The organism is Nocardia sp. NPDC052112 (genome assembly GCF_040680135.1).
Classification (GTDB): domain Bacteria; phylum Actinomycetota; class Actinomycetes; order Mycobacteriales; family Mycobacteriaceae; genus Nocardia.
Window position 1 is genome coordinate 237973 of the sequence record NZ_JBFAWD010000009.1, and the last position, 11722, is coordinate 249694.

Below are 11722 nucleotides of genomic sequence, written 5' to 3' on the forward strand. Positions count from 1 at the left end.
ACCTCTACCAATCCGGGTTGCCTGCTTCGGGCTGGATCCGGCGCTGCGGGCAGGGGCGAAACCGGGCCCGCCGCTGGGGTATTCGCATCGCGGCGACCCACCTTCGTTGCCGCGAACGCACCGGCGATCACGATCGCGCCACCGAGCAGCGACAGCGGCGTCGGGTCCTCGCCGAAAGCTGCCCAGGCGGCGAGGATGCCGACCACCGGGACCAGCAGGGACATGGGGGCGACCGTGCTGGCCGGGTACCGGCTCATCAGGTAGGTCCACAGGCCGGAGCCCGCGATGGTGCCGAGCACGACGATGTAAGCGAGGCCGAGCAGTGCGTGCCAGCCGCCGGGGGAGGTGACGTCGGTCAATGCCCGCAGGCCGGTCGTCGGTCCTTCGATGAATGCGGACAGCGCGAACATCGGGATCGGCGGCACAACCGTCATCCACAGCGTCAGATGCAGTGGGTTCGGGTCGCCGGACGCCGTGGCCAAGCGCGAGCCGATATTTCCGAAGGCCCAGCCCAGACCACCCGCCAGCGTCAGCAGCACCGGCAACAGCGGCGCGTGCTGCGCGCGATCGAGCCCGATCACCACGATGCCCGCCACGGCGACGGCAATGCCGAACAACTGCGTCACCCGCAGCCGCTCTCGCAGGAACAGCGCACCCAGAACCACCGTGAACGGTGCGGACGATTGCAGCACCAGCGAAGACAACCCGGTCGGCATGCCCGCGCGCATAGCGGTGAACAGAAACGCGAATTGCAGAATCCCGAACCCGATCCCGTACAGCAGCAACCAGCGCAACGGCACCTCCGGCCGCGGTACGAACATCAGCACCGGCACCGCAATCACCGCGAACCGCAGCGCGGCGAAAAAGAACGGCGGAAAGTGGTCCAGTCCCACTCGAATCGCAATGAAATTCAGTCCCCACAGCACGACAACAGCAAGCCCGAGCAAACGATCACGATTGGTCACGCCCCTTATCGTCGGCAACGAAACCAATAAGAACAATCGAATAAATATGCACTATCCATGTAGCATCACTTAATGATCCCTCGCTCCCAGTGGTCGGTGGAAGGCCAGCGGACCCGGAGCCGCCCCAGCGTCAGCATCGACTGCGGCAACACGATTGATTGGGACAGCGCAGAGCGAAGCGGCGCAAGCCGACGTGATGTGGGGCCAAGCGGTGGATGGCGGTGCAGTGGAGGGCGAAGTGATGGAAGGTGAAGCGGCTCGAGTCGACGTGGCGCGGGGCAAAACGACGGAGACCGGAGCGGTGCCGGCTGACGCCGCGGAGAGCAAGGCGGCGCGAGGTGAAGCAGCCCGAGCCGACGCCACGGCGGACGTGCGGGTTGGGCCGCCGATGGCGGTTGAGCGGTTGCGGGTGCTGCGGGAATTCGCGGATCGGGGGACTGTCGCGGCTGTGGCCGAGGCGCTTTCGTTGACTCCTTCGGCGGTGTCGCAGCAGCTCAAGGTGCTTGCCAGGGAGGCGGGCGTCGCGCTGCTCGAGCCCGATGGGCGGCGGGTTCGGCTCACCGATGCGGGGCAGGCGCTGGTTGTGCGCGCCGATGAGGTGCTTGCCGCGATGGACCGCGCGGTGGCCGAGATGGCGCACTATCGCGGGTCCGCGCGCGGCCGCGTCCGGGTCGCGCTGTTCCCGTCCGGTGCGGCATTGCTGCTGCCACGGGTGCTGCCCGCGCTGGCCGACAGTGGTGTCGAGGTCGTCGCCCGTGACGAGGACCTGCCGCCGAGTGAAGTACCGCGCCTGCTCGCCGACTACGACATCGTCCTCACCCACCGCGACGAGCGCGCACCCGGTATCGCGGGCCCTCGCGTGCGCACCTCGGTCATCATGCGCGAACCCACCGATGTCGTTGTCGCACCGAGCCATCCGCTCGCGACTCGCACCGAGGTGGCCCCGGCCGAACTCGCCGAGGAGACCTGGCTCAGCGTGCGCGGCGGCTTCCCCGTCGACGACGTGCTGCGCTCCATCGCGACCATGACCGGCGTCCAACCCCGTATTGCCCAGCGCCTCAACGACTTCCGCGTCATCGAAACCCTCGTCGCCGCCAACTACGGCGTCGCCCTCATGCCCCGCTGGGCCGTGGCCCACCCGAACCTCGCCGTCCTCCGCCTTTCCGGCGTCCGTGCCGCCCGCCTCTACGAACTGGCCACCCGCCCCCACGCCGCAACCCGCCCCGCGATAGCCACCGTCCTCCAAGCCTTCCACACCGCCGCCGCCCAAATCACCGCCGAATAGCTCCTGCGAATGTCGTGCTCGTGCGGCGGCAGAAATCGCTGGCACAGACCGTGTAGCACCGTCGCAAAAGTTGCAATCTATGTGACAGTGTCACACGCTGTGTGCCAGCTGAATTCTCCTGATGTGGGACGCCAGGGTGACCCTGAATCGCTGGGGCAGACTTTGGGGCACAGTCAGAACGCATGTGCTGGGCCCACACGGTGTGTGCCAGCTGAATTCTCGTGATACGGCGGCAGGTCATCGGGTGGACCGTCGCTGCCCCGGGCAACTTGCCCGGGGCAGCGGGTTCGAGAGGCTAGTGGTGCCGGGGCAGCCCGGGGCGGTATTGCTGGTGGCCGATATAGCCGAAATCGTCCGCGACCATCGCGGCCAGTTCCAGCAGTGCGCGGCGGGTCGGCTTGCTCACCAGTTCCAGGTCGATTTCCGCGCCCTCGGCGAGATGGTCGTCGAAGGGCACGACCTGGACCGCGCGGGTGCGGTCGAGGAAGAGCTTGCGTAGCTGGTCCAGGTCGACGGTGGAGGCGCCGCGGCGAGATGCGTTGACCACCACCACGGTTCGCTCGACCAACTTGCCGTAGCCGTGGTGGTCCAGCCAGTCCAGGGTGGCCGAGGCGCTGCGGGCGCCGTCGATGGCGGGTGAGGTCACCAGCACCAGTGAGCTGGCCATATCGAGCACACCAGCCATGGCCGAGTGCATCAGACCGGTGCCGCAGTCGGTGAGGATGATGTTGTAGAACGACTGCAGGATGCTGATGGCCTGGCGGTAGTCGGCCTCGCTGAAGGCCTCGGAAACCGCCGGATCCTGTTCACTGGCAAGCACTTCGAGTCGGCTGGGTGCCTGGGAGGTATGCGCCCGGACGTCGGAATACCTGGTGATGTGGCGGTCCTCGAGCAGATTGCGCACAGTGGAGCGGGTCTGCCGCGGCACTCGGTGCGCCAGGGTCCCCAGGTCGGGATTGGCGTCGATCGCGATGACCCGGTCACCACGCTGCGAGGAGAACGTCGAGCCGAGCCCGACCGTGGTGGTGGTCTTGCCGACGCCGCCCTTCAGCGAGAGGATCGCGATCCGATAGTCCCCGCGCACCGGCTGATTCACCCGGTCGACGAGATCGCGGTAGACGACATCCGCCGCGGACTCACCCGGATTGATCATGCCGCCGGAGGCCTTGTGCACCGCGCGCCGCCAGCCACTGCGCGGCGCCTTGCTGGCCCGCTTGAGCAGGTTCAGGTCATTGACCGAATGTCCCGGCTGGCCGGGCTGCGGCACATGCTGCGGCTGGAACGGCTGCTGTGTATTCGGCGGGCCGCCTTGCCAACCCGGCGGCGGTCCCTGCTCGGTATATGGCATCAGGCCGGTGCCCGGTCCCTGCTCGCCGTATGGCATCACACCGGTGCCCGGTCCCTGCTCGCCGTATGGCATCACACCGGTGCCCGGTCCCTGCTCGCCGTATGGCATCACACCGGTGCCCGGTCCCTGCTCGGCGTACGGCAGCTGCCCAGTGGGCGGTTGCTGGCTCATGGGCGGCTGCTGATACATGGGCTGCTGCACCGGCGGTGGCGGCGCCCAACTGTAGATCGGCCCGCTCTGTGGCTCGGCCTGACTTTCCGTCGGCACCCGCCGAACCAGCCCGTCGGGCCCGATCTCCTGCCGGTAATCGCCATAGTTGGGCTCGGGCTGCACCGGATGGCTACCGCTCTGACCGGGATTCGGCTGATACGGCTGCGCGAGTTGACCGGTGCTGTACGGCCCCGGCGCACCGGGCGGCGCGAAAACCTCGGGCGCTCCGTACTGTTGCGGCGGCACCCCGGCTTGTGGATAGGTGACGGTCTGATCCGTTGGGCCGCCCGAGTATCCGGTGAACTGCCCCGGCTCCGACAATGCGGGCTCATCGGGCTGCTCGGCCTGGTCGGTGACCTCGTGCTCATCGGTCGCGGGCTCGGATCCCGCATCGACAGCTGCGGATTCGGCCGCTTCATCCGGCGTCGAGGAGTCGGTGGTGACCTCGGCCGTATCCACCGAATGACTCTGCAGCCAGGGCGGAGAAGTCGGGTTGTGGTCGTTAGTTGTCACAGTTCCCCCATCTGCTCGGGAATTCGAGCAGAGAGCTCGGCGCTTGAATGCGAATCAACGCTAGCACGGGGCACTTGGCCCCGCGCCGTGGTATACACGGCCGCCGCGTCGAATGACACACCGCGACCAGCCGCTGCTTGCAGCTAACTCGAAAGCACTGTCCAACAGCAAGATCGAGAGCCGGGCACCCCGGTCGGCAACAGAATTCCCACCGATGGGTGTCCGATCCCACCGTACTCCGGGGTCCGAGCGGAGGAATCCGGATCGATCGGACCGACCTCCGGGGCCGGACCAGTGCGCCCGATCGATTGTCGAACCACAGCACGCAGCGACGCCGTCGTAATGGACGGCACCCCAACCAGGGCGCCGCTTCGGCGGCCGGGTCCGGCACGCTGGCGCGGCCGGTTCCTGCGCGGTCGTCACCGATCCCGAGCAGCCCGTCTCGAAGATGCACGAGCTCGCCTACACCTCGTCGAAAGCGGCATTGAACATGATTACCGTGCGGTACGCCAAGGCCCTCCCGAAGATCCCCGGGGAGAAGTCGCCAACCACACCCGCGCCGCCAGGCTATGAACAATCACGCCGGTCAGGCGACGGTCACCGAGGGCACCGACTCGATCGTCGAACTCGCGATGATCGACGCGCACGGGCCAATCGGGATTTTCGTCGACCGCCGCGGACCTGTGGCCTGGCGACCACCTCGTAACTACGAGGCTGTCGATGCCAGGTCCATGAGGGAATTCGGTCCGAGCCTTACGACTCGAGGCCCGGACCGAATTCGGAAAGTGGTTGCGCCGCTGACATCCTCGGCGTCGCCGTCCAGCAGCGCCGTGCGATCCCGCCTCAGTGCGCCCGGTTCACCGCCGAAACAACAGCCCGCAGCGACGCGGTCGTAATGGACGTGGCGATACCCACACCCCAGACCACCTTGTCGCCGATCGCGCACTCCACATACGCCGCGGCCTGTGCGTCGTCACCCGCGGACATCGCGTGTTCGGAGTAATCCAGCACCCGCACATCGAATCCGACCGTCGCGATCGCGTCGACGAATGCGGCGAGCGGTCCATTGCCCGCGCCGGTGATCTCCTGCTCGACGCCGTCGACCTTCACCACCGCGGTGATCGCGTCCACGCCCCCGTCGGTTTCCGAGGCGGTCACCTTCTGCCGCATCCGCTCCAGCGGCTGGATCGGGCTCAGGTACTCCTCGGCGAAGACATCCCACATCTCCTTGGGCGAAACCTCGCCGCCCTCACCGTCGGTGATCTTCTGGATCGCCTGGGAGAACTCGATCTGCAGCCGGCGCGGCAGCACCAGCCCGTGATCGGTTTTCATGATGTAGGCGACGCCGCCCTTACCGGACTGCGAGTTGACCCGGATGACAGCCTCGTAGGTGCGGCCCACATCCTTCGGGTCGATCGGCAGGTACGGCACCTCCCAGACGATGTCGTCGACATCGGAGTCGGCCGCGTCGGCCGCCGCCTTCATCGCGTCCAGACCCTTGTTGATCGCGTCCTGATGCGAACCGGAGAACGCGGTGTACACCAGATCGCCGCCGTAGGGGTGGCGCTCGTGCACCGGCAGCTGGTTGCAGTATTCGACGGTCCGGCGGATCTCGTCGATATCGGAGAAGTTGATCTGCGGATCCACCCCGCGGGAGAACAGGTTCATCCCCAGCGTCACCAGGCAGACATTGCCGGTGCGCTCACCGTTGCCGAACAGGCAGCCTTCGATGCGATCCGCACCGGCCTGGTAGCCCAGCTCGGCGGCGGCCACCGCGGTGCCCCGGTCGTTATGCGGATGCAGCGACAGCACGATCGAATCGCGGCGGGCCAGATTGCGGCTCATCCACTCGATCGAGTCGGCATACACATTCGGTGTCGCCATCTCGACGGTCGCGGGCAGGTTGATGATCATCGGCTTGTCGGGAGTGGGCGCGATGATCTCGGTGACCGCGTCGCACACCTCCTTGGCGTAGGACAGCTCGGTGCCGGTGTAGGACTCCGGGCTGTACTCGTAGCGCCAGTTGGTGTCCGGATAGTTCTTCTCGATCTCCAGGCACAGCTTCGCGGCATCGGTCGCGATCTTCTTCACCGCCGCCTGGTCCGCGCGGAACACCACACGCCGCTGCAGGACCGAGGTCGAGTTGTAGAAGTGGACGATCACATTGGCCGCACCGGCACACGCCTCGAAGGTGCGCTCGATCAGTTCGGCGCGACACTGGGTCAGCACCTGGATGGTGACGTCGTCGGGAATCGCCCCGTCCTCGATGATCTCGCGGACGAAGTCGAAATCGGTCTGGCTGGCCGAGGGGAAGCCGACCTCGATCTCCTTGTAACCCATTCGCACCAGCAGGTCGAACATGCGGCGCTTGCGGGCGGGGCTCATCGGGTCGATCAGGGCCTGGTTGCCGTCGCGCAGGTCGACGGCGCACCAGCCGGGGGCGCGGTCGATGATCTTGTTCGGCCAGGTGCGGTCGGGCAGCGTGATCGACTCGACCTCCTCGGCGAAGGGCCGGTAGCGGAAGGTCGGCATGGAGGAGTTCTTCTGCCGGTTCCAGGCGGGCTGGTCGGCCGGGGCGGGCTTGCTCGGGGCCGTGATGGCGCGCGAGCCGGATACGAAGGCGTCAGCGGGGGACATGCGATTTTCTCCAGGGTGTGGTGGATCCCAGTTATCGGGTCGACCGGCACGGCAGAACCCCGCGACGGGAGGCCAGTCCGATCAGACCCCGTCGCGGCGGCCGAGAAGAAGTGCCCGCTGCATGATGTCGGCGAGTTTACCGTGCCCCGTTGCCCCGCCGAAAGCCCGGTCCCGATCGTCCGGTCATCCGACCTGACGATTAGCGTTCCGACCGGCTGGAGGTACTTCATATGACTTGGCTGGAACAACTGGCGGTCTTCGGCGCGGGCATCGCGGCGGGCGGCATCAACACCATCGTGGGATCGGGCACCCTGATCACCTTCCCGGTGCTGCTCGCTTTCGGGATTCCGCCCGTCACGGCGAATGTGTCGAACACCATCGGCCTGGTCCCCGGCGGCGTCAGCGGTGCCTACGGCTACCGGCGCGAACTCGAGGGGCAGCGGGCCAGATTGGTCCGGCTCGGCAGCGCGTCCCTGCTCGGCGGCACCACCGGCGCGATCCTGCTGCTCGTCCTGCCCGCCGCGGCGTTCAAGGCGATCGTGCCGGTGCTGATCCTCGCGGCGTTGATCCTGGTCGTGGTCCAGCCGCGGTTGGCGCGCTGGGTGAAGCAGCGCCGCGCGGCCGATACCGGTCCGGCGCCCGAACACGGTGGCCTGATCCTGTACGTCGCGATATTTCTGTGCGGCATCTACGGCGGTTACTTCGGCGCGGCCCAGGGCGTGTTGTTGATCGGGCTGCTGGGGGTGTTCGTGCACGAGGACATCCAGCGGCTCAACGGGGTCAAGAATGTGCTCGGCCTGCTGGTGAACGCGGTTTCCGCGGTGGTGTTCACGGTGATCGCCGATGTCGACTGGCGGGTCGCCGCGCTGATCGCCGTCGGTTCGATCATCGGCGGCCAACTCGGCGCGAAGATGGGCAGGCGGATGCCGCCCACCGCATTGCGTGTGGTGATCGTCGTGGTGGGCAGCATTGCCGTGGTCCGGCTGCTGATGTCTTAGGCCGGCCGGCCGGCCGCGTCGGCGCAATAGCCTGTGTGACCGGCAGTTGTCGTGGACCGATGGAGGAGGAGCATGGCGCTCGAGATGCGGACGGTATGCGAGCGCTGCGATGTGGCCATCGCGCTCGACGGCCTCGCGCATATCTGCAGCTACGAATGCACCTTCTGCGATAAGTGCACGACGGCGATGAATGCGGTCTGCCCGAACTGCGGCGGCGAGCTGACGCGTCGCCCGCGGCGAACCAGCCCGGTCTAGTGCGGGTCTCGCAAGCGCGTCGGGTGGATCCCCGACCGCCCGGCGCTGGGCGATCACGGTTGTGGCGGAGCGGGATTGGTCCCAAAGGAGGACGACGTGGACCGGGTCCGCAACGCAGGATGATCGGTATGCGCGGGTGGAAGATCGTCGGGTTGGCACTGATCGTCTTGGTGCCGTCATTGGTCGCGTGCACCCGGCAGAGCGAGGCCGTGTCGCAGATCGCCGAACTCGTCGCGCAGGCCGATGCGGCGCCGACCCCGAAGCTCGATTGGGTGCGGTGCGCCGAACCGGAGTTGAGCAAGTATGAGTGTGCAACGGCTGCGGTCCCGATCGACTACACGCAGCCGAACGGTGCGATGCTGTCGCTGGCCGTCCTCAAACAGCCTGCCGCCGATCAGGATCGGCGCATCGGCACCCTGTTCACCGCGGTCGGCGGGCCGGGCGGTTCGGGTTTCACATGGGCCGGTCACGGTGAGCTGTTCTCCGGCGAGCTGGCCCGCCGATTCGATGTGATCACTTTCGATCAGCGTGGCGTCGGCCGCAGCGGGCAGGTGCGCTGCTTCCCGAATGCCGAAGAGCAGCACCGGTTCTGGTCCGGATTCTTACTCCCGCCGACCGATGCCGAACAGGAAGGCATCGCCGCGCGGAATGCCCGTGAGCTGGCCGCCGCGTGCGCCGCGAACAGTCCGGAGCTCCTGCCGCATCTCAGCACCGTCGATGCCGCCCGTGACCTTGATCTGCTGCGTCGCGGGGTCGGCGAGGCGACGATGACCTACGAGGGCGGGTCCTACGCGAGTTATCTGGGCGCGGTCTATGGCGCGCTCTTCGGCGACCGGGTCCGCGCACTGCAGCTCGGCTCGATGATCGACCCGGACGCCTATACCAACGATACTTACGCCCAGGTCGTCGACTCCGCGGCGGGCACCGAGGAGGTGCTCACGGAATTCCTGCGGCTGTGTGCCGAAGCGGGACAGCCACGCTGCGCGTTCGCGGGCCCGGCCAAGACCGATGCCGCCGCGCTGCGCACCCGCAACGATGCCGTGCTCGACCGGCTGCGTCAGGGGCCGATCGAGGTCGGACAGGGTGAGCGCGCCCGCGCGGTGGCCCTGACCGAGATGCTGCCCGTCCACGCCACCCTGCTCTACGACCCGAAGAAGGGCTGGCCCGCGCTTGCCGAGCTGCTCACCGAACTCGAGCGCGGACCGGCGGGCAATCCCGATGTCGTACAACAGATTCTGACCGCGGGCGGTTTCACCGACGACTTCCTCGAAGCCTTCACCGCGATCAGCTGCGCGGACAACAACTTCGGTCACGAATCCGAGCAATGGCCAACGATGGCAACCGAACTCGCGAACACCGCACCGCATTACGGCGCCATGTGGCTGTATCTGCGCCAGGCCTGCGGGGCCTGGCCCGCGGCGACCGCGGGCTATCCGCAGCGCATTACCGGTCCGTGGATTCTGCGCTCGGATAAGCCAGCCTTGCTGTTCAACAACCGATTCGATCCGGTCACCCCGCTGACGGCCGCCCGCCGTGCCCAGCAGGAAATGGTCAATGCCAGACTGGTCGTCATAGATAGCGGCTATGGCCACTCGGTGGTCGGCGACTGCGCGGGCCGCCTCCAGGAGCACTATCTCGTCGACCTGCAACTCCCCGCGCCCGGTGCGACCTGTAAGCCGGATCGGGCACCTTTCGCGGACTGAACGGGCTGCGGGTTCCTCCGGTTTCGCGGTGCTCGGGCTTGCTCGACAGCCGCTGTCGCCGACCGCGAGCCCCCGTGGTCGACCAAGATCATTCCCAGCACTGTTCAGCGCACCGGAATCCCGGTAGTCTGCGCTCGGCCATGCGTGATGAGGGAGGTGGCCGGGTGCACAGACGTGCCTTTTTCAAGGCAGCAGGTACGGCCGCGATGTTGGGTGTCGCGAGTGCTGCAGTGGGTACGGGACCATCTGGTGCCGTAGATCCCATGTGGGACAACCTTTTCCGCATGTGGGTGCCGGAAATCTTTGCGCCACTTCCCGATCCGCCCGAGCATTCGCCCGCGATCGTGATCGGCTCCGGTTTCGGTGCGGCGGTCACCGCACTGCGTCTGGCGCAGGCCGGCATCGCCAATACCGTGTTGGAGCGCGGTTCGCGCTGGCCGAACGATCCGTGGCGGGAGATCTTCACCGGTGACGATCTGCCCGACGGCCGCGGCTTCTGGCATCGCACCAACTTCACGGGCGTCACCAAGGTGCCGACGCATTTCGCCAGCTTCGGCGGGGTGCTCGATTGCACCCAGTACCCGGGCATCGACGTATGGCGGGCGGCCGCGGTCGGTGGCGGCTCGGTGATCTTCTCCGGTGCGATGATCGCGCCTGAGCGCCGCTTCTTCGACCATGTCTTCGGCGGCACGGTCGACTACGGCGAAATGGAGCGTGTCTACTACCCGCGCGTGCGGGAGATGTTGCGGCTCAGCCCGATTCCGGCCGACCTCTATGCCGCGTCGCCGTTCGCGCATTCCCGGGCCTGGGACGAACAGGTGCGCAAGGCGGGCTACCAACCGGTGGCCAACGACTCGATCTTCAACTGGGATATCGTGCGCGGCGAAATCGCGGGTACCACAAGGCCTTCCGCGACGGTCGCACGCAGTAACCTGGGCAACTCCAACGGCGCGAAATTCGACCTCGGCCAGAACTATCTGCGCTATGCCGAGGACACCGGCAAGTCCGCGATCTATCCTGGCCACCGCGTCGATGCCATCGCCCAGGAATCCGGCGGCCGCTACTCGGTCACCGTCACCAAGCTCGCGCCGACCGGCGAGGTGATCGGCACCCGCACCCTCACCTGCGACCGCCTCTTCCTGGGCGCCGGATCCATCGGCACCTCGGAGCTCCTGGTCCGGGCGCAGGCCACCGGCGCACTGCCCAACCTCAACGAGCACGTCGGTGACGGCTGGGGCACCAATGGTGATGTGGTGCTCGCCCGCGGCGCGAGCGAGTTGGCCGGTTACGGTCAGGGCGTGCCGAGTGTGAGCCGGATCCTCGACGAATCCGCGGTGCCGCTCACTCTCGAAAGTTGGTATATCCCAGGCATTCCGTTCGAGACGGGCGCGCTCGCCTCACTCGGCATGGTGCTCGATCCGGCGCGCTCGCGCTTCGGCTACGACCGTGCCCGCAATGCCGTCGGACTGTCCTGGTCGACCAGGAACCGCGACGATATCGTGGCCGCCGCCCGCGACGTCGATCACCGGATCGCCGAGCGTGCCGGTGCCCTGGTCGAATACGGCGCGCTCGGCTACGACGCCAACGCCGTATTCACCGCGCACCCGCTGGGCGGTGCGGTGCTCGGCCGGGCCACCGACGGCAACGGCCGCGTCCACGGTCACCCCGGCCTCTATGTGATGGACGGTGCGGCCATTCCGGGCAGCACCGGCACGGTCAACCCCTCACTCACCATCACCGCACTGGCCGAACGCAATATCGAGGCGATCATCCGCGCTGGGAAGTAATCCGGGCCGCAGGCGTATTAC

Annotated in this window: 8 protein-coding genes; 5 read left to right on the forward strand and 3 right to left on the reverse strand. The window is 67.2% G+C overall.

What is annotated here, in order from left to right:
- Positions 1-965 (reverse strand): EamA family transporter (locus AB0L58_RS20015; protein WP_364388673.1); only part of this gene is annotated, 965 nt, incomplete at its 3' end.
- A 388-nt stretch (positions 966-1353) separates the two neighbouring features.
- Here AB0L58_RS20015 and AB0L58_RS20020 point away from each other — a divergent pair.
- Positions 1354-2250, forward strand: coding sequence for a LysR family transcriptional regulator (locus AB0L58_RS20020; RefSeq protein WP_364388860.1), 897 nt, complete (start codon positions 1354-1356; stop codon positions 2248-2250).
- A 295-nt stretch (positions 2251-2545) separates the two neighbouring features.
- On the opposite strand, the gene AB0L58_RS20025 is transcribed toward AB0L58_RS20020, so the two are convergent.
- Positions 2546-4267: an AAA family ATPase gene (locus AB0L58_RS20025; protein ID WP_364388675.1), complete on the reverse strand. Its 1722-nt coding sequence runs from the start codon at positions 4265-4267 to the stop codon at positions 2546-2548.
- Between the two features lie 897 nt (positions 4268-5164).
- Entirely contained in the window at positions 5165-6958 is a 1794-nt protein-coding gene (gene leuA / locus AB0L58_RS20030) for a 2-isopropylmalate synthase (RefSeq protein WP_364388677.1), read from the reverse strand.
- Positions 6959-7188: 230 nt separating this feature from the next.
- Here leuA and AB0L58_RS20035 point away from each other — a divergent pair, with 230 nt between their 5' ends.
- The 4 genes from AB0L58_RS20035 (at position 7189) to AB0L58_RS20050 (ending at position 11701) form a co-directional block, all read left to right on the forward strand.
- Positions 7189-7956, forward strand: a complete 768-nt coding sequence (locus AB0L58_RS20035; RefSeq protein ID WP_364388679.1) for a sulfite exporter TauE/SafE family protein — start codon at positions 7189-7191, stop codon at positions 7954-7956.
- Between the two features lie 72 nt (positions 7957-8028).
- Positions 8029-8211 (forward strand): DUF1272 domain-containing protein, encoded by a 183-nt coding sequence (locus AB0L58_RS20040; protein WP_364388681.1) that lies wholly within the window; start codon positions 8029-8031, stop codon positions 8209-8211.
- A gap of 128 nt (positions 8212-8339) precedes the next feature.
- Positions 8340-9914: an alpha/beta hydrolase gene (locus tag AB0L58_RS20045; protein ID WP_364388683.1), complete on the forward strand. Its 1575-nt coding sequence runs from the start codon at positions 8340-8342 to the stop codon at positions 9912-9914.
- 206 nt (positions 9915-10120) lie between these two features.
- Positions 10121-11701 carry a GMC oxidoreductase gene (locus tag AB0L58_RS20050; protein ID WP_364388862.1) on the forward strand — a complete coding sequence of 527 codons (1581 nt, stop codon included), beginning with the start codon at positions 10121-10123 and terminating at the stop codon, positions 11699-11701.
- Positions 11702-11722 lie beyond the last annotated feature (21 nt).